The sequence below is a fragment of the Dolichospermum circinale AWQC131C genome, from assembly GCF_000426905.1.
In the GTDB taxonomy this organism is placed as follows: Bacteria; Cyanobacteriota; Cyanobacteriia; order Cyanobacteriales; family Nostocaceae; genus Dolichospermum; species Dolichospermum circinale.
Map to the genome: position 1 here is coordinate 62,599 of NZ_KE384623.1, position 17,570 is coordinate 80,168.

19 protein-coding genes are annotated in these 17,570 nt (G+C 38.0%); 8 read left to right on the forward strand and 11 right to left on the reverse strand.

Annotated features, from left to right (window positions below; translation table 11 throughout):
- Nucleotides 1-174: 174 nt before the first annotated feature.
- Nucleotides 175-903, reverse strand: coding sequence for a DivIVA domain-containing protein (locus tag ACIR131C_RS0114550; protein ID WP_028090795.1), 729 nt, complete (start codon nucleotides 901-903; stop codon nucleotides 175-177).
- A complete protein-coding gene (coaD, locus tag ACIR131C_RS0114555; RefSeq protein ID WP_028090796.1) occupies nucleotides 828-1,364 on the reverse strand; it encodes a pantetheine-phosphate adenylyltransferase in 537 nt (178 codons plus the stop codon). The genes ACIR131C_RS0114550 and coaD overlap by 76 nt, the downstream gene beginning before the upstream one ends.
- A gap of 212 nt (nucleotides 1,365-1,576) precedes the next feature.
- Here coaD and lgt point away from each other — a divergent pair, with 212 nt between their 5' ends.
- Both lgt and cobM read left to right on the forward strand, forming a co-directional pair.
- Nucleotides 1,577-2,437, forward strand: a complete 861-nt coding sequence (gene lgt, locus ACIR131C_RS0114560; protein WP_028090797.1) for a prolipoprotein diacylglyceryl transferase — start codon at nucleotides 1,577-1,579, stop codon at nucleotides 2,435-2,437.
- A gap of 152 nt (nucleotides 2,438-2,589) precedes the next feature.
- A complete protein-coding gene (cobM, locus tag ACIR131C_RS0114565) occupies nucleotides 2,590-3,411 on the forward strand; it encodes a precorrin-4 C(11)-methyltransferase (RefSeq protein WP_028090798.1) in 822 nt (273 codons plus the stop codon).
- A 95-nt stretch (nucleotides 3,412-3,506) separates the two neighbouring features.
- Here cobM and ACIR131C_RS0114570 read toward each other — a convergent pair whose 3' ends face one another.
- From ACIR131C_RS0114570 to ACIR131C_RS0114590, 5 genes are all read right to left on the reverse strand, one after another.
- On the reverse strand, nucleotides 3,507-4,265 hold the full coding sequence (locus ACIR131C_RS0114570) for a WecB/TagA/CpsF family glycosyltransferase (RefSeq protein WP_028090799.1): 759 nt from the start codon (nucleotides 4,263-4,265) through the stop codon (nucleotides 3,507-3,509).
- A gap of 96 nt (nucleotides 4,266-4,361) precedes the next feature.
- On the reverse strand, nucleotides 4,362-4,994 hold the full coding sequence (locus tag ACIR131C_RS0114575) for a TIGR04282 family arsenosugar biosynthesis glycosyltransferase (protein WP_417033385.1): 633 nt from the start codon (nucleotides 4,992-4,994) through the stop codon (nucleotides 4,362-4,364).
- A complete protein-coding gene (locus ACIR131C_RS0114580) occupies nucleotides 4,982-5,701 on the reverse strand; it encodes a 16S rRNA (uracil(1498)-N(3))-methyltransferase (RefSeq protein WP_028090801.1) in 720 nt (239 codons plus the stop codon). The genes ACIR131C_RS0114575 and ACIR131C_RS0114580 overlap by 13 nt, the downstream gene beginning before the upstream one ends.
- 176 nt (nucleotides 5,702-5,877) lie before the next feature.
- Nucleotides 5,878-6,549, reverse strand: coding sequence for a cadmium resistance transporter (locus ACIR131C_RS0114585; protein WP_028090802.1), 672 nt, complete (start codon nucleotides 6,547-6,549; stop codon nucleotides 5,878-5,880).
- Between the two features lie 127 nt (nucleotides 6,550-6,676).
- On the reverse strand, nucleotides 6,677-7,420 hold the full coding sequence (locus ACIR131C_RS0114590) for a tetratricopeptide repeat protein (protein ID WP_028090803.1): 744 nt from the start codon (nucleotides 7,418-7,420) through the stop codon (nucleotides 6,677-6,679).
- A 454-nt stretch (nucleotides 7,421-7,874) separates the two neighbouring features.
- On the opposite strand from ACIR131C_RS0114590, the gene ACIR131C_RS0114600 reads away from it, so the two are divergent.
- Together ACIR131C_RS0114600 and ACIR131C_RS0114605 are read left to right on the forward strand one after the other, a co-directional pair.
- On the forward strand, nucleotides 7,875-9,200 hold the full coding sequence (locus tag ACIR131C_RS0114600; RefSeq protein WP_028090804.1) for a pentapeptide repeat-containing protein: 1,326 nt from the start codon (nucleotides 7,875-7,877) through the stop codon (nucleotides 9,198-9,200).
- A 66-nt stretch (nucleotides 9,201-9,266) separates the two neighbouring features.
- Nucleotides 9,267-9,710, forward strand: coding sequence for a protease inhibitor I42 family protein (locus tag ACIR131C_RS0114605; RefSeq protein WP_028090805.1), 444 nt, complete (start codon nucleotides 9,267-9,269; stop codon nucleotides 9,708-9,710).
- Between the two features lie 95 nt (nucleotides 9,711-9,805).
- Here ACIR131C_RS0114605 and map read toward each other — a convergent pair whose 3' ends face one another.
- The 3 genes from map to ACIR131C_RS0114620 all read right to left on the reverse strand — a co-directional run bounded on the left by map (nucleotide 9,806) and on the right by ACIR131C_RS0114620 (nucleotide 12,836).
- A complete protein-coding gene (gene map / locus ACIR131C_RS0114610; RefSeq protein ID WP_028090806.1) occupies nucleotides 9,806-10,573 on the reverse strand; it encodes a type I methionyl aminopeptidase in 768 nt (255 codons plus the stop codon).
- A gap of 11 nt (nucleotides 10,574-10,584) precedes the next feature.
- Entirely contained in the window at nucleotides 10,585-11,583 is a 999-nt protein-coding gene (locus tag ACIR131C_RS0114615; protein WP_028090807.1) for a Gfo/Idh/MocA family protein, read from the reverse strand.
- A gap of 65 nt (nucleotides 11,584-11,648) precedes the next feature.
- On the reverse strand, nucleotides 11,649-12,836 hold the full coding sequence (locus tag ACIR131C_RS0114620; RefSeq protein ID WP_028090808.1) for an RNA-guided endonuclease InsQ/TnpB family protein: 1,188 nt from the start codon (nucleotides 12,834-12,836) through the stop codon (nucleotides 11,649-11,651).
- Nucleotides 12,837-12,887: 51 nt separating this feature from the next.
- Here ACIR131C_RS0114620 and tnpA point away from each other — a divergent pair, with 51 nt between their 5' ends.
- The 3 genes from tnpA to ACIR131C_RS0114635 all read left to right on the forward strand — a co-directional run bounded on the left by tnpA (nucleotide 12,888) and on the right by ACIR131C_RS0114635 (nucleotide 14,786).
- Nucleotides 12,888-13,286 carry an IS200/IS605 family transposase gene (gene tnpA, locus ACIR131C_RS0114625; RefSeq protein ID WP_028090809.1) on the forward strand — a complete coding sequence of 133 codons (399 nt, stop codon included), beginning with the start codon at nucleotides 12,888-12,890 and terminating at the stop codon, nucleotides 13,284-13,286.
- A gap of 319 nt (nucleotides 13,287-13,605) precedes the next feature.
- Nucleotides 13,606-13,905, forward strand: a complete 300-nt coding sequence (locus ACIR131C_RS0114630) for a ferredoxin (RefSeq protein ID WP_028090810.1) — start codon at nucleotides 13,606-13,608, stop codon at nucleotides 13,903-13,905.
- A gap of 581 nt (nucleotides 13,906-14,486) precedes the next feature.
- Nucleotides 14,487-14,786, forward strand: a complete 300-nt coding sequence (locus ACIR131C_RS0114635; protein WP_028090811.1) for a ferredoxin — start codon at nucleotides 14,487-14,489, stop codon at nucleotides 14,784-14,786.
- Between the two features lie 87 nt (nucleotides 14,787-14,873).
- Here ACIR131C_RS0114635 and ACIR131C_RS0114640 read toward each other — a convergent pair whose 3' ends face one another.
- Nucleotides 14,874-16,463 (reverse strand): SpoIID/LytB domain-containing protein, encoded by a 1,590-nt coding sequence (locus tag ACIR131C_RS0114640; RefSeq protein ID WP_028090812.1) that lies wholly within the window; start codon nucleotides 16,461-16,463, stop codon nucleotides 14,874-14,876.
- Nucleotides 16,464-16,573: 110 nt separating this feature from the next.
- On the opposite strand from ACIR131C_RS0114640, the gene grpE reads away from it, so the two are divergent.
- Nucleotides 16,574-17,242, forward strand: a complete 669-nt coding sequence (grpE, locus tag ACIR131C_RS0114645) for a nucleotide exchange factor GrpE (protein ID WP_028090813.1) — start codon at nucleotides 16,574-16,576, stop codon at nucleotides 17,240-17,242.
- The last annotated feature ends 328 nt before the right edge of the window (nucleotides 17,243-17,570 follow it).

Genomic DNA, 17,570 nt, shown 5'->3' on the forward strand with positions numbered 1-17,570 from the left:
TTTAGTGATAGTTGTCAGATCCGCTTCTTTTTCTAAACTAATCGTAGCATTGACATCTCTATCACACTCGAAACCACAGTTATCAGATTGAAACAATCTTTCAAACAACCAGATTTCACAATTTTAAGATTATAAAACTCAATACAATTTAGGTGTCTAACAGATTAGTTTTGTTTATTTTGTTGTTGACTTAGGAAAGCTCTTTTTAGAATTATGAGAATTATTTGCAGTCCGCTGTGGATTATCCCCACGTAATTGTTTACGACCATTAGTAATAATTTGTAACATTTCTTGAATATCCTGTTCCATATTACTCAAAACATGATCAGCGTATTGATCAGCACCATTTTCAATCTCTTGTGCTTGGGAAATTGCACTTTGGCGCATTTCTTCTAACTCTTGCTGACAAGCGCGACGCTTACGCTCAACCTCTGCGATAGTTTCTTGCATCATCGCTTCACAATCTTGCTGGACCTGTCGCCGTAGTTGGTCAGCTTCCCGTTGTGCTTGCCTGATAATATCACTTTCAGCCAAAATTTGCGCCCTTTTGGCTTGGGCTACGTCTACAACCTGTTGTCCATATTCTTCGGCTTCTAGGAGAATTTCATCCTTTTGTGCCAAAATCTCTAATGCTTCCTGGAAAACCGTCGGCAAAGATAGGCGGATAAAATCAAGTTGTTCAAGTAATTTATCTTCATCTACTAGGGTACGCCCCGTTAAGGGAATCCTCATGCTATCGAGAATTATGTCCTCTAAGCGGTTGAGTTCCTGCTGAATATCTACCCCTGCCGTTGGCAGTGGTTGATTCCCGTCTTCAGGAATTACCTTTACGTACTCCCGTGGGGTAGGATTTTTCCCGTTTTGGTTGGACTCATGGGCAGAGATTGAACTTGGTTGTAGCATTTATATATATCTCGGGCAACGTGTGAGGGAACAAGATGATCAACAGAGCCACCAAACCTGGCAATCTCTCTTACCACACTACTACTTAAAAAACTATACTCATTTGATGTCGCTAGAAAAACTGTCTCAATCTGAGTAGACAGTGTTTTATTAGTATGAGCCATTTGTAGCTCAATTTCAAAATCAGATACTGCTCTTAACCCCCGCAACAAAATTTGTGCTTGTTGCATTTGAGCATATTCTACAGTCAAACCATCAAAACTGTCTACCCCTACATTTGATAAATGTTTTGTAGCTATACGAATTTGTTCTAATCTTTGCTCGACTGTAAATAATGGTATCTTATTTGGATTGCGAAGAACGGCAACTATCACCTGTTCAAACAGGCGACTACTACGCTGAATTAGGTCTAAGTGTCCCAAGGTGATGGGGTCAAAACTACCAGGATAAATAGCAATCACAATGTTATTTTAGGTCTAGATAATAAACTAACAGCTTTTTTCCATAACTTAGTTAAATCTAACATCTCATGGTTCATGATTGGGAATTAGTAACTAAGTAGGTTAACACTATAAAAGCAAACTGTGCCAAGAAACGTAAAATCGCCTATTGTAAGATTGCCTTATTATTGTCTTTGTCTTTGTAGATTTCATATTCCTATAGGTAATTTTCCATGGTAGTGGATTTTTCGATTTTGCCCTTGGGGTTTCAATTTACTTCTCCAGGTCCGATTTTAGTTAAACTCGGACCAATTGTTATTCGCTGGTATGGGTTATTAATTGCTTCTGCTGTCTTAATTGGTGTCACCCTTTCCCAATATCTGGCCAAACGTCGTCACGTTAACCCAGATTTACTCAATGATTTATCAATTTGGCTGGTAATTGCCTCTATTCCCGCAGCTAGGCTCTATTATGTCTTATTTCAATGGTCAGAATATTCTCAACACCCAGAAAAGATCATTGCCATTTGGGAAGGAGGTATTGCTATTCATGGGGCAATTCTTGGCGGTGTCATAGCAGCGTTGATTTTTGCTAAACTTAATCAAATATCTTTTTGGCAATTAACTGATTTAGTCGCGCCTTCCTTGATTTTAGGGCAAGCAATTGGTCGCTGGGGAAATTTTTTCAACTCGGAAGCCTTTGGCCGTCCCACTGGTTTGCCTTGGAAGTTGTATATTCCCCCAGAACGTCGTCCTGTGGATTTAGTTAATTTTGAATATTTTCATCCCACTTTTCTCTATGAGTCTTTGTGGAATTTCATGGTTTTTGCACTATTGCTAACTTTGTTTTTCCGAGCTTTATCTAAAAAATCACCTTTGAAAGTAGGGACTTTATTTTTAGTTTACTTGGTAGTCTACAGCTTGGGGCGGTTTTGGATTGAAGGTTTACGCATGGATAGCTTAATGCTAGGACCTTTACGAATGGCACAAATGGTCAGTTTAGGAGGAATGTTTTTAGGAATGGTTGGTTTAGCTTGGCTGTATGTACTCAAGCGTCCTTTACCTGATGTTGTTTCCTCTTGCAAGGGAGATTGACTAAAAATAAAAAATGCCCCAGAGTAATTAATCTCCAGGGCTTAACCAGGGTGCATCTACCATCTATTTCTACAACTCAAAAGTAGTTAATCCGGAAGGGTACTGAAGGATTTGCCAAAAGTTTTTTGTCGGAGTTTTTCAGAGCAAAGTTAATGAGTGAATACACGAATAATTTAAGTGTTAATAACTACCAAAATTCTCTAGATCCAGCAGTTTATATTGTGGGGGCAGGACCGGGAGATCCTGATTTATTAACGGTTAGAGCGCAAAAGTTGTTGGCTAGGGCTGATGTGATTTTATTTGCAGATTCTTTGATTCCTGAACAGATTTTAGCTGTTTGTCGTCCAGATGCGGAAATTATCAAAACTGCAAATCGGACTCTAGAAGAAATTTTACCACTGATGATTGATGCCGTAGTAGCCCATAAATCTGTTGTGAGACTGCATTCTGGTGATCCTAGTCTCTATAGCGCTATTCATGAACAAATGCAGCTATTAGCAGCGGCTAATATTCCTTTTGAAGTTGTTCCCGGTATCAGCGCTTTTCAAGCAGCCGCAGCTAAATTGAAAATTGAGTTAACTGTTCCCGGTTTGGTACAAACTATTATCCTCACTCGTATTAGTGGACGCACTTATGTTCCTGCTAGAGAAGAATTAGCGAGTTTAGCAGCACATCAGGCCAGCTTATGTTTATATCTGAGTGTCCATCATATCACTGAAGCACAAACTCAGTTGTTAGAACATTATAATCCAGAGACTCCCGTAGCAATTTGCTATCGCTTAGGCTGGCCGGATGAAAAAATCCGCGTTGTTACTTTAGCAGAAATGACCGCTTGTACTCATGAAGAAAAATTACAACGGACTACACTTTATGTAATCAGTCCAGCACTTTTACCAGTAACCGGACGCTCCCGTTTATATCATCCTGAACATGACCATTTATTCCGTTCATCACATCGGGATTCTGGATTTTAGATTTTATTGATTCTATACACAAATTTGGAGACTTGTCAATTAGTTTCAAACCAAAAATACAGCAAATTTTTATCAATCTTGCTAGAAATTATTAATCATTTTTCTAGCACTTTTGCCCCAAAACTCCTGTAAATTAAGGATTTTAAAACAAACTCCGGTAGGGCTAACATCCGTCGCCAACGCCAAGGTTCTTGATATAATCTATATAGCCATTCTAAGTTATTATTTGCTAACCAGTTGGGAGCGCGTGTTTTTGTTCCTGACCAAATATCAAAACTACCACCAACACCTATCCAAATTGAGTTAGGACATAAATAGCGGTTTTTAGAAATCCATAATTCTTGACGCGGAACTCCTAAACCAACAAATATTATTTGTGGCTGTAGTTGACTGAGACTTTGCAATAATTCTTGTTCTTCTTCTGAAGAATGATAACCAGAATGTGTTCCTGATATAGTTAGTATGGGAAGTTTTTCTTTCCATAAATCTGCTGCTTTGGTGGCTACTCCTGGTGCGCCTCCATAGAAAAATATTGACGCAGATATTTGTTTTTGGGCAACTGTTTGTAACAGTTTTTCTGCTAATTCAATTCCCGGAATACGTTGTATTTTTTTTCCTAATAAATACTGTAAATACAGCACAACTCCCGCACCGTCAGGAATTACTAATTCAGCATTTTGAATAATATTTGCTAGGGTGGGATTTTTTTCTGCTTGTATGGTCATTTCTGAATTGAGGGTAACTACATGAGTTCCTTTACCTGCTTTCAAAGCATATAATAACCAGTCTGGATAATCATCCATAACATGAACTGGTAAACCTAATACTGAAAATGCTGGAGGGATTTGAAACATGGTTTCTTTAAAATTAAACGGGGTTGATATTTTCTCCAGGTTATTTTATCAAATTTTTCCCTCAATGAATAATAATAATTTTCTCCTCTAATGAAACTAATCATACTTACTTTCAAGATCCTCTGGACGATCAATATCTGCTAAAGATGACAAATAACCTATTGATAAATTCAATTTCTCCGCAATTTCTACTGTTTTTGCAAATACTTCAGCCGTACCCCACTCGATATTGGTAAATAATTCCGCTGCTGGTTTTTGTAACCCAATTAAATAGTAACCACCGTCCATGGCTGGACCTAGAACAAGATTAAAAACTTGCAATTTCTCAAAAGCAGTTAGTAAAATTTGTGAGTTTAAATCGGGACAATCAGTACCAATGATAATTACTTGTTTTGCTGTTTGATTAAACGCATTTACAAGCGATCGCTCCATTCTTTGACCTAAATCTCCTTCACCCTGAAATTGATATAATAAATCATTTCCTAACCAATTTCGCATTTTTTCTAAATTACCACCAGTAAAACGTATTTCTACGGATATTTCTGTCAATTTTTGTAATTCTTTAACTTGCAAAATGGTCTGTTCAGTCATCTGTTTTTGCAAGTTAGCAGCGCCAATATCACCCAAAACTGGTATTAACCGGGTTTTTGTTTTTCCTGGTTCTGGGTAACGAGTAAAAATAATTAGGTGTTGAATTAGATGTTGTTTTGCTGATTTCAAGGGCTTAATTCAAAATTTGCTGCTATTAAGGATATCGCAACTATGGGCGCTGTAACTGCGCGGAGAATACGACAACCCAGCGAAATGGCTACAAATCCCGATTTTACAGCTATTTCTAGCTCTTGATCTGTCCACCCCCCTTCTGGTCCAATAGCAATAATGATCTCTCTTGCAGTGTTAGCATTATTTATCACCTGCTTTAAGTGAGGATAATCACCACGGGCTTCACAGATATAACTATGAGTGGCTGTATTTTCATTTATAGCAGTTTTAAAAGCTACTGGTTCTAGGATAGTAGGAATCACGGCTCTTTCTGACTGTTCAGCGGACTCTGATGCTATGCGCCGCCAACGTTCTAGCTTTTGGGGACTGGGATTTAATAAACTGCGATCGCTTAAAATAGGAGCAATAGAAGTTACTCCTAATTCAGTACAACAGCGGATAACTTCATCAAATCCATTCCCTTTCGGTAAGGCCATCATTAGAGTAATAGATACAGGTAATTCCGTTTTTACCTCTAGTATTTCTACAATCTCTCCTTGTGTTCCTTGTAACTTAGTTAACCACCATTTACCCATACCATTCATAGCGATAAATTGATCACCATCTCGTAACCGTAATACTCGCAGCAAATAATGTTGCTGTTGAGGTGTTAATAAAAGTTGGTTTTCTTGAAGTTGTTGGGGATTAATGGTAATACGCTGAAGTTGTGACATGATCAAGATGAATTTTTAGACGGCGTTGCTGATTAAGAGTATGATTTTATTTCACGCAGAGGCGCTCCAGGCGCAGAGATTAAGAGTTTCATTTTTTTGATTTTCCAATTTCATACCTCAATTCAGCAACGCCTTTTAGACTACATTGTATGTAAAATCCGTAAAAGTAGCAATCTTTAAATAGCAATTTGAGTTAGTAGCTTAAATGTGCCTCTGTCGTACATAATAAATAACCCCAAGGCCATTAATATAAAAGGAATCATAGCCCGACCATAGCGACTTAAAATATAAGCAATGGTAACTTGACTAGTTAATAGATAAGCAATACCACAGCCAACTCCCACCATAGCTAAAAATACGGCTATAATTATGCCTAAATTAACAAAATTTTGACCTGCGAATAGAGGTATATAAATACTAATATTGTCACCGCTATTAGCAATGGTAATAGCTGCAACTTGATAAGTATTTGGGTGGAAAATGCTCAAGAGAAAAGACCATGTTGGGTTAGGGTGTAATAACTGTGGAAAATCAGGATTAACTGTTTGAACTTCGGTACTTTCTGTACTTTCTATTTGTTGATTAATCAGTTGTTTCATACCAATAGCTATGGGTATTATTCCTAATAATCCCAACCATTCTCGCTGTATGAATAAACCGCCAAAAAATCCTGGTAAACTCAATATAATAATGGCCAAAAAACCAAGGTATTGACCAGTGAAAATATGACGTTTACGAAAACTACTATCTATTTGCGAAAACAATAGTAGTAGAATCATCATATCGTCAATATTAGTGACAGTAAAAGCAATTATCCCCTGAATAAAAACATTAACTAGTTTATTCATTATCAATTAAAGGAAATTTCCTCATTTACCTGTATTTGCTATATGTCAATACTATAGCATTTCCCAGGGTTATAGATCCAGAAATCGGGAATCAAAGACAGATAAGTTTGTACCCCAGTTGTCATATTTATTGTAATAATTCCTGAAACCGTTTTTCATTGCGAACTTTATCAAAATCTCGATCATTTTTCGCCAATTCTTGATATTTTTTCGGTACAAGTTCGATGGCTTTTTTGAGGTTTTCAATTGTCAGTTCTAGATTATTTTGTAAGGCATAATTGCAAGCTTTATTATAATAAACTTGATGCAAATTAGGACGAATAGTAGTTGCTTGGTTGTAAGATGCTAAAGCTTCTTTGTAGCGCTGTAATTTTGTCAATGCAATTCCTCTATTAGTCCAAGCCTCATGTTTATTTTTGTCAATAGCGATCGCTTCATCATAGGATTTTACGGCTTCTTGGTAATGTTGTAAAGCTGTTAAAGCATTACCACGATTATACCAGGCTTCATCTTTATTTGGGCGAATTGCGATCGCTTTATCATAGGATTCTACAGCTTCTGGGTACTGTTGTAAAGCAATCAAAGCATTTCCCCGATTTACCCATGTTTCCGCACTATCATTTTTAATGGCTATCACCCGATTATAGAATACTAAAGCTTCTTGATAACGACGGGCATCTAATAAACCATTAGCTTGTATTAGTAAATTTTCTGCTTTTTGACTGTCTTGTACTTCTGTAATCAGTTGATTAACATTGCTTTCTTGAACAACTTTTTTAGCATTTTCAGATGAATAATTTGCCGGGTCACTACAGCCAATTATCATCAAACTGATTAAACTAGAGGCAATTAAGCTTCGCCAAATTACCATACTGCTCCTACAAAACTCATATAATGATCCTAGAACTGATTGTAATTTAAAAGCAGTATCAAAATCAACTAATTGTTATTAATTATTTTTTGATTCTGCAAATTTAAAATTAAGATGTGGATAAACTTTTCAGAAACTACCCAGACAATACCATAATCATCCTCCATAAATCAATTATCTATTTAATATAATTCTTCCTTCTTCTCCTGACTGCTACTTTTCACTAAAAAACCTGTTTACACTTGTTCCAAGTATCAGCAGTTTTACAAATATCAAAGAGTGATACTACAGAAAAATTCCCAAGGATCTGTGATAGAATAACATATTTATTGCCTTTGCCGCCAGGAAATTTTCTCACGAACTCATTTAGCCAAGGTTAGGGGTGTATAATACTGTTAATACAAGTGTTTTCGCAACGTTTCAATTGATGGTGAGTTAATTGCAGGAAAAAAATATGACTATTAATGAATCTGATTCATCCCACCTATCTTCTCCACAGATAAATCAAGAAGATGAATTGGAAATTACTGAAAGTAATCAATCATTAACAAAAGTAGAACCGGATAAAAAACAAGTATCGGCACAATCTTCCCTGAAAACAAGTATTTTCAAAGAAATTTCTGCCCTTTTTAGTGCCAATTCCAGTATTCAAGTCCTGATTACCCCAAGGATTTTATTATTTACTAGCTTGTCCATGGCCATAACTTTAATTAGTATTGTCATTAATAACTCATGGCTGGGGATTTTGGGAACTTTGGCAACTTTGCTGTTATCACTATTGATACTTTACCCTTGGTGGCAAGATATCATTCAACAATGGTTTGCACCTGAAGATAGAAAGGTATTTGTTGGTTTGATAGGATTAATAGTAGCAATAATTGGCTTATTCAGATTTGCTAATTTGGGTCATAGTTTACTACTTTGGGGAAAGAGAATTAATTGGGAAGCTTCTGGTACTTTAGCAGAATGGTTTGGGGCTTTGGGACAAATTGCCATTGCCATTATCGCCGTTTATGTAGCATGGCGACAATATGTAATTTCTAAAGACCTAACCATTCAACAAAACCTACTCACTGTACAGCAAAACGTCATTACTCAACAACAAACCATAGACTCCTACTTTCAAGGAGTTTCGGACCTAATATTAGACGAAGAAGGATTATTAGAAGACTGGCCGCAAGAAAGAGCGATCGCCGAGGGACGTACTGCTGCTATATTCAGTAGTGTAGATGGTAGTGGTAAAGCCAAAATTCTCCGATTTCTCTCCCGTTCCAAATTACTTACTCCCCTACAACGCGATCGGCGTTTAGGAAGAGCTATTCTAGATGGTAGTGGTGGTTATGCTGAAGATCGTTTGGAAGGAGTGCGCGTCATAGACTTAGGTGTAATGTTAGCAGGTGCTGATCTAGCCGATAATGATTTACGCTGGACAGATTTAAGTGAAGCTAATCTCGTCCGTGCTAATCTTAGTAATTGTGACCTAGTAAAAGCTAACCTTTCCCGAACAATACTATATGAAGCCAATCTCAGTAATACCGATTTAAACGGAGTTCGTCTATTTTATGGTTTAGTAGAACAAGCATCTCCCCGCAGTCGCACTCAACCCCCCAACTACGAAACCGGAGAACACACTGGTGCAGTTATTGAAAATGCTGACTTCACTAATGCACAAAGAATGTCCCCAGCGACTCATTACTACTGTTGTGCTTGGTGTGGAGAAAAAACCAGAAATACCATTCCGGGAGGTTGTGAAGGAATTCCCAATAAATTGGGTAGATAAAAAGAAATTGAAAATTGATATTGTAATAATAACTAATTGACAATTGATAATTAATAGGTTGAAATCATGAGTCTAACTAAACGAGTTTTTTTAATTCTTTCTTTATTAACTACCTTGGGGATTATTTCCCAAGTTAGCGCCACAGCCAAAAATCCGCCATCTAAATCAGAAATAACCATCAACGATAGCAACAATCATAAACAAATCAACCTACAAAAAGGCAAAATTTTGATCATTAAATTATTAGCCAATCCATCAACAGGTTATAATTGGCAAATAATTAAAAATGATCCTCAAAAACTCAAACCCTTGGGAGATTCAGTATTTGAACCATTACCAACAGCAGCAGGAGAATCCAAAGTCAAATTAGTAGGATCACCTGAAAATCAAGTTTTTCGGTTTTTAGCCCAAAAATCCGGTTCAACCCAGCTACAACTCCAATATTCACGGGCTTGGGAAAAAAATATTCCCCCCATCAAAACCTATCAAATTACAGTCAAAATCCCTTAACCAAAAAAAGAGGACTGGGTAAATTGACGGATAAAAACCAAAAATTCCTCAAACTCCCCTCTCTGCGGCTCTGCGGCTCTGGGTGAGAAAAATCATCAATTTTCTGGTAAAGTCAGAATTTCCACCCCAGATTCCGTCACAACAATGGTATGCTCAAATTGGGCAGAAAGCAAGCGATCCTTTGTTACCGCAGTCCAACCGTCACTAAGCATTTCCGGCTCATAAGTTCCTTCATTAATCATTGGTTCAATAGTAAACACCATACCGGGTCTAAGTTTTTTACCTCTACCCCTAATGCCATAATGAGGAATATCGGGTGCTGTATGGAAAACATTACTAATTCCATGGCCGACAAAATCCCGCACCACGGAAAAGCCGAAAGACTCAGCATATTCTTGAATAGCCGCCCCAATATCCCCAATTTTCGCCCCTGGTTTCACCTCTGCGATTCCCAATTCTAGACACTTTTGTGTCACCTCTACCAATTCTTGGGCTTTTGGAGAAGGACTACCAACTAGAAATGTTTTTGATGTATCACCATGATAACCGTCCAGAATGGGTGTCACATCTATATTAATAATGTCCCCATCTTTGAGAATTTGTTTAGCATTGGGAATACCGTGACAAATTACCTCATTTACACTAGTACAAATTGACTTAGGATAACCTTTATAACCTAAAGGAGCGCTTTTTGCTCCATGCTTTTGCGTCCATCTTTCCGCTTCATCATTCAATTCTAGGGTACTTACTCCTGGTTTCACCAAAGGTTCTAGATATTGTAACAATTTAGCGGCCAAGCGGCCAGCGCGACGCATTTTTTCTATTTCCCGCTGGGATAAAATGACTATAGTTTCTGTTTTCATCAAATTTTAATTTACTCTTTTAAAAATACGGTTAACCCAGTCGTCGCTGCCCTATAAGTAGCATCTGCTACCTTGAGAGCATACAAGCTTTGTTCTGGAGTGATATATAAAGGACTAGCATCAAATAAATAGTCTAATACCATAGTTGTATCTTTGGCAAATAAACCCCGGCGTGTACCCACCTCAATTAACTGCGTTTCTTCCCCTAATATTAACATTGCCGTATCACCATCGAGAATTATCCCCCCATTTTCACCATGAACCTCTAATTTACGTTCTGATTGCCACAAAGTTTCACCCTTGCCATAAACTACCTGTGCCAATAAACCACTGTCAAAGCACAACTGGGCTGAACAGAAACAGGTTTGGTAATAATCTGGTTCAATTTGCCAATATCTTTGATGACAGTTAACGCTAAAAACTTCACCAAACAAATCAATCAGACGATTTAACCGAGATAAAGCCCCAATTAAGGGAAAACCAAACATTTCATGATTATAAGTCCATTTGCGCGGCGCTGGATGCTGAGGATTCAGGGTACTATGGCGAACATAAAACAAATCACCCAGTTGATACAAGTGTTGTTTTAACGTTTGATGCCAACCCCCCAATAATTCAATGTGTTCGACGTGCAATAGCTTATTGACTGTTTTTGCTAAAATGAGCAGTTGTTCGGCTTCCTTGACATCTATAGCCAGGGGATATTCAACAATTACGTGCTTACCCCTTTCCAAAGCAGCCCGGGCAATTTTGCCATGATCTTGATTAATAGTGCATAATACCACCAAATCCAAATCTTCCCGTTCTACTAGCTGTTGCCAAGAACTCATAGCCTCAATTGCGTATTCTTGGGCTAAAATGGTTGTTCTTTGGGGATTACCAGCTATAGCGATTAAATCACTGCGCGGATCTTGTCGCAATGCCTCAGCCCTAAGTTTAGCAGCATAGCCGGTACCGACTAAACCCACGCGCAGACTATTTGTGGATAAAGGTGGTTTATGATTATACATGATTCATCACCAGTTTTCAATGTTTGGGTTTAATGCCATGAGTATTTTATCAACAGTTGACATACTCACCTGCCTGAAGGCGAGGTGATTCTTGACGCTTCACCGACTGATGCTACCGAGGTAGTCTTACTCTGTCTCTGCGCCCGTTTAGAGTCGTGGCAATGCCCTATCCCGACTTTATTTATATTTTTTGCGGCGTTTTCATCTCGGTCGTGTTCAGTCCCACAATTTAGGCACTTAACCGACCGAATTTTTAAATCAAGTTTCCCCCATTTGTAGCCACATTCAGAGCAAATTTGGCTAGTCGCTTCCCATCTACGAATAACACGAAAATCTCTATTAAACTTTTCTGCTTTACCTTCGCATAAAGTTCTAAATTGCCTCCACCCTTGTAGACTAATTGACCTGGCAAGTTTACGATTTTTAACCATACCCGATACATGAAGGTCTTCCAAAACAATAACTTGGTTTTCGCTAATTATTTTGGTGGATAGGTTATGCAAAAAGTCTTTCCGGGTATCGGTGATTCGATTATGCAGTTTCGCAATTTTAATTCGGGTTTTATTTCTTCGTTTTGAGTCTTTGGGTTGCCTTGCTAGTTTTTTCTGGAGTTTACGAATCTTCCTGTCTAGTTTTGAGTAATCAGGGCTTTGGGCTTTTTCTCCATTACTCATGACAGCAAAAGTTTTTATCCCCAAATCAATACCGATACTTTGGTTTTTAGCATCAATATTTACGGGTTCAACTTCTACTACAAAACTGAGAAAATAACGGTTAGCACAATCCTTGATTACTGTTACAGAGCTAGGAGCAGAGGGTAAATCTCTTGACCAAATCGGGCTAACGTTACCAATCTTGGCTAGATAAACCTCATCCCCTTTGATTGAAAACCCGCCAATTCTAAATCGTGCTGACTGCTGATTGCTCTTCTTTTTGAATTTAGGACGACCTAATTTTTTACCTTTGCGTTTCCCTTTTAGAGAATCAAAAAAGTTTTTATAGGCAACTCCCAAATCTGCAACCGATTGTTGCAAAGGAATATTAGAAACATCAGACAACCATTGCCGCTCAATAGTTTTTTTCGCTTGAGTAATAACTAATTTTTGTAAGTCGTTGTTGCTTGGCAATTTCTCTACTTGCTTGCAAATAGCCAGAGCATCATTCCAAACGACACGAACGCAACCAAACAACTGAGCTAAAAGCTTTTGCTGTTGGTCTGTCGGGTAGAAACGGAATTGATATCTGGCTTTCATCGTTAATGCTACAATTGGGCTGTAAGTTAATTATATATTGGTCTGCACAAAATGGCAAGTCCCCTTAGAAGAGAAAGACACAGCGTTACAGACTTAAAGATTCATTTGGTCTGTGTTACGAAATATCGTCGGGCTGTGTTTACTGGTGAAAGCCTTGATTTGATTGAAAAAACATTTCGTGAGGTGTCCGAAAAAATGAATTTTAAAGTGCTTGAATTTAACGGTGAAGGGAATCACGTCCATACACTGATTGAATATCCTCCTAAATTATCTGTTTCTCAAATAGTAAATGCTTTAAAAGGCGTGTCTAGCCGCAGGTATGGACAAGCCGGATATAAAAAACCCCACGAAGAATCTTTATGGAGTCCCAGTTATTTTGCTATTTCAGTTGGTGGTGCGCCACTAGAAATATTGAAAGAGTATATCAAGAATCAAGAAAAGCCGTCCTAGAAGGACGGGGCTTGTGTCCCGTCTTTTCGGTCAGTAAGAAATGTCTGACTTTATAAGTACCATAAATATTTCCATTTCCTGACTCCTCCAGTCCAGCTTGACATCTATCCAGGTCAGGACTTTATATAACAAAAACTTATTAGTCTTCTGTAAATAAATTTCATTTCTAATCTGGTTTGATTTTCCGTCATAAATCGTAACTTTTCCCTTAGTATCAGAATTGAAGCAAATTTTAACCAGCGGCTAATTCTATCAGAATAGCCCTATTATTTGCATCAGAATAACTTATAGAGCCGATTTCACAAGAGAGGATAATTAAATGGCTACTTACAAAGTGAGACTTATCAACGAAGCCGAAGGTTTAGACACAACTCTTGAAGTTAAAGATGATGACTATATTCTAGATGCAGCGGAAGAAGCTGGTCTAGATTTACCCTACTCCTGTCGCGCTGGCGCTTGTTCAACCTGTGCGGGTAAAATCGTTTCCGGTAAAGTTGACCAATCTGATCAGTCTTTCTTAGATGATGATCAAATCGAAGCTGGATATGTTCTGACTTGTGTTGCTTATCCTGCTTCTGATGTTACTATCGAAACCCACAAAGAAGAAGACCTTTACTAAGCCTTAGCTATCTGGCTATTAGCAACAAGAATTGAGTACGGGGATTGGGAGCTACTGAGTCAGAGTTTCTACAAATTACCCAATTCCCTACTACCTTTAATTTTAGTCAGTTGTTAGCTATAGCAGCAACTTCATTCACAAATATCGTCTCATTCTATCAGTACCGCGCATTTTCATCAGTCCCACTCACCAAGATGTAATTTGACCAAAAAATTTTAGATTTTAGATTTTAGATTTTAGATTTTAGATTGGGAATTTTCGGTACAAGTCCTGCCCCTTCAGGACGGAACTAATCCAATGTTGCGCCAATCTAAAATCCTCAAGCTCTACCCTAGAGTGTGGAGTCAATCGAAAATCTATTGACATCTATCTAAAATAGGATTTTATATAATCAAAACTTATTAGTCCGATGTAAATAAATTTCATTTCTAATCGGGTGCGATTTTCTGTTATAAATTGTAACTTTTCCCTTAGTATCAGAATTGAAGCAAATTCAAACAAGTGGCTAATTCTATCAGAATAGCCTTATTATTTGCATCAAAATAACTTATAGAGCCGATTTCACAAGAGAGGATAATTAAATGGCTACTTACAAAGTGACACTTATCAACCAAGCCCAAGGTTTAAACAAAACTATTGACGTTAAAGATGATGAATATATTCTAGATATTGCTGAAGAACAAGGATTAGACTTACCCTACTCCTGTCGCGCTGGCGCTTGTTCAAGCTGTGCGGGCAAAATCAAATCCGGTACTGTTGACCAATCAGATCAGTCTTTCTTAGATGATGATCAAATCGAAGCTGGATATGTTTTGACTTGTGTTGCTAGACCTACTTCTGATGTTGAAATCTATACCCATAAAGAAGAAGACATCTACTAAGCTTTAGCTATCTGGCTATTAGCAATAATAATTCAGTCCGGGGATTGGGGATAATCTACTGATTCAGATTTTCTACCAATTCCCCAATTACCTACTGCCTTTAATTTTAGTACCAGGATAATAGAAATCTAGAATCTTGGCGCTAGACCAACCTAACTTGGCTAAATTCTGAGCGCCTGTTTGACTCAAACCCACGCCATGTCCTAAGCCACCACCGATAAAAGCATATCCCCAAATATTCCTTTGTCCTTTATTAAGAGGTTGAATATAAAAAAGCGTGCTAATGGGTGCTGCAAAAGCACTGCGAACTTCATCTTTTTGTAAAGTAAAAATACCGATATCCGTTTTCACAGCTAATTTTAAAATTCTGCCGCTGGGACTGCGTTTAACGATAGACATGGCCTGAATTGTTTGGAATTTGCTGTCAGGGCTTTTTTTAGCTCGTAAAAATTTTTGCAAGTCTTTGGTAATTGTACTGATATCAGTTTCTCTGCGCCAACGGAATACATCCCATGTACTCTCATTAAATCCGTCCTTCAGGGCGATAAATCGCTGGAAATTCTGATCATCTGCTAAATTCTCATTGGACAAGTTCCAAATATTACCATTAGCAGCGTCTATAACTGGTTTTAAATAGGGACGGTCTTCACCATTCCAAATATCGCTAAAGTTAGCAGTTACACCACCTGTAGTGGAAGAATACAAAGCATCAACTATTTCATTATTATAAGTAAGAACCTGACCTCTAGTAGAGGCAATGGCCTGATCTGTATTTTTAGCAACTCCGCTGAGTCCTTGATAAACTTGACAGTGAGTATCAGCACATAACTGATAATTATCTACTGCAAATCTGCGGACATTACGTAAGGCATAGGTGCGAGCAATAATGGCTTGTGCTTCTAGGGCTGCTTTTGGCGCGTTTATACCAATTTCATGGGGTAAAACTCCACGAATATAGGTTTCTAATGGTACTGTATTGACTAAGGTGTAATTCCCGTAAGCATTGGGCTGTAAAGTCATTCTTCCCCCATAGTTGAAGTTCTTTTGGGGGGTTGTTTTGGATTGATCACCTGTCTTGACCTTAATTATGTCTTTACCTGTACTTACTTCTAGATAATTTGGACTGTACTTTTTGCCATTGACATTCCAGGTAATTTTTGGTACTTGTTGGCGAATATTTGTGGCTAAATAAGCATTTTGATCGCCAGATGTTTTTATACTTTGTAATAGCAAACGGCGAATTAAGGGAGTGCTGTAAACATCCCGTTTTGCCCATACTTGCCAGCGTTCTGGCTGGGCTATTTCCACTTCTATACCCTGAGAGCGCCAGTAGTTGGCGCTATCTTCGGCTGTTTCAAAGGTACGGAAGTCACCCAAAACTAATACTTCCTTAATCTCCCGTTGGATCAAGGTTCTCATCACTGTTGTTAACTGGATGGGTTGGTCCGTGGTTAAGGTTTGCGGCTGATTATCAACCACAAATTTTAATGTTAAGCGATCGCCTTTTGTGGGGGCTAATTCTAATTTGTCGGTGGGTTTAGCCCCAAATCGCTGTACAATGCCAATTTGTAATTCTACACCCTGATTCTTGCTTACTGGTTCTGATGCAGCAGTCAATCCCAATAAACACAGGGTTGTGATTAATCTGTAGGAAGAACGCCAAAAAAATATTTTCATGAAGACTAATTCTAATTATCCACTATGCTATCGGATGCTCAGAAGTTGAACGGAAAAATAAAGTCATATAAAGGTTATAATAGGTATTAGTGCCTTATCCCCTGTCATCCATGTCCCCAACTGACTTCACCCAGAATTTGCAAAATTTAATGCAAAAGGTCGGTTTTGCCAGTTTTAAATCCTTGAGTCTAGCTGCTGGTGTTTCCCAGTGGCAAATTTTGCAGTTACGGAGGGGAAAAATTCGGCAGATGCGAGTGGAGGTATTACTCAAATTATCACAAGTTCTGCAAATATCTGGGGGTGAATTGGCAGAAACTTTTGGTGTCCAGGGTTTTTCATTGAAAACAGCAAAAACTCAGCCTGAAGATTATAATATAGACTTATTACAACAAATAACAGAATTACAAAATGAGCATAAAAGAATATCGTTGTCAATGTTACAACAAAGGGAATTATTACAACAGGAATTTCAGCGGTCAAGTTTACAAATATTAGAATCTCTGCTGCTACAATGGCCAACAGCGGCTTATAGAGCTAAGGAGGATCACCAGTTAGCAGCGGTAAAAATATTACCGTTAGTGGATAAGCCTTTAGAAGCATTATTACAGACTTGGGGTGTGAGGGCGATCGCTTCTGTGGGTGCGGAAATTCCCTACAATCCGCAATTGCATCAACTACTGGAGGGAACAGCACAACCAGGAGAGATTGTTAAGGTACGTTATACAGGCTATATGCAATATGATCAGTTGCTATATCGAGCTAGGGTAAGTCCGATGTAAAGTTTATTTTCTATTGATAAATAGATCAGAAACTCTTGAAGTTTCTTGTTTTATTTTTCAGAAACTTTCATGTATTCTTAATTAAAGAACACTTGATGTTTTTGTTGACTAAATAGGGCTTGCTGAAAAAGTTGTCTGTGAGGGGAGGGAACAGGGAACAGGGAACAGGGAACAGGAAACAGTTTTAACTGTCTGGATATCTTCAATTTTCCAAATCCAACAAATAAAAATGCACTTATTTTGAGACACCATTAGCCAAAACCTTGCACTTTTTTGTGGTAAAAATCCGCGAAACCCTTTATTAATAAATGGTTTTAGGTTTATATGG

Bases quoted from the DNA above. Each gene is read 5' to 3' on its own strand.
- tnpA (WP_028090809.1), top strand. From the start codon at position 12,888: ATGGCAAGTCCCCTTAGAAGAGAAAGACACAGCGTTACAGACTTAAAG.
- grpE (WP_028090813.1), top strand. From the start codon at position 16,574: ATGTCCCCAACTGACTTCACCCAGAATTTGCAAAATTTAATGCAAAAG.
- ACIR131C_RS0114615 (WP_028090807.1), bottom strand. From the start codon at position 11,583: ATGTATAATCATAAACCACCTTTATCCACAAATAGTCTGCGCGTGGGT.
- ACIR131C_RS0114570 (WP_028090799.1), bottom strand. From the start codon at position 4,265: ATGTTTCAAATCCCTCCAGCATTTTCAGTATTAGGTTTACCAGTTCAT.
- ACIR131C_RS0114580 (WP_028090801.1), bottom strand. From the start codon at position 5,701: ATGTCACAACTTCAGCGTATTACCATTAATCCCCAACAACTTCAAGAA.
- ACIR131C_RS0114605 (WP_028090805.1), top strand. From the start codon at position 9,267: ATGAGTCTAACTAAACGAGTTTTTTTAATTCTTTCTTTATTAACTACC.
- ACIR131C_RS0114600 (WP_028090804.1), top strand. From the start codon at position 7,875: ATGACTATTAATGAATCTGATTCATCCCACCTATCTTCTCCACAGATA.
- cobM (WP_028090798.1), top strand. From the start codon at position 2,590: ATGAGTGAATACACGAATAATTTAAGTGTTAATAACTACCAAAATTCT.
- ACIR131C_RS0114585 (WP_028090802.1), bottom strand. From the start codon at position 6,549: ATGAATAAACTAGTTAATGTTTTTATTCAGGGGATAATTGCTTTTACT.
- lgt (WP_028090797.1), top strand. From the start codon at position 1,577: ATGGTAGTGGATTTTTCGATTTTGCCCTTGGGGTTTCAATTTACTTCT.
- map (WP_028090806.1), bottom strand. From the start codon at position 10,573: ATGAAAACAGAAACTATAGTCATTTTATCCCAGCGGGAAATAGAAAAA.
- ACIR131C_RS0114620 (WP_028090808.1), bottom strand. From the start codon at position 12,836: ATGAAAGCCAGATATCAATTCCGTTTCTACCCGACAGACCAACAGCAA.
- ACIR131C_RS0114550 (WP_028090795.1), bottom strand. From the start codon at position 903: ATGCTACAACCAAGTTCAATCTCTGCCCATGAGTCCAACCAAAACGGG.
- ACIR131C_RS0114590 (WP_028090803.1), bottom strand. From the start codon at position 7,420: ATGGTAATTTGGCGAAGCTTAATTGCCTCTAGTTTAATCAGTTTGATG.
- ACIR131C_RS0114640 (WP_028090812.1), bottom strand. From the start codon at position 16,463: ATGAAAATATTTTTTTGGCGTTCTTCCTACAGATTAATCACAACCCTG.
- ACIR131C_RS0114630 (WP_028090810.1), top strand. From the start codon at position 13,606: ATGGCTACTTACAAAGTGAGACTTATCAACGAAGCCGAAGGTTTAGAC.
- ACIR131C_RS0114635 (WP_028090811.1), top strand. From the start codon at position 14,487: ATGGCTACTTACAAAGTGACACTTATCAACCAAGCCCAAGGTTTAAAC.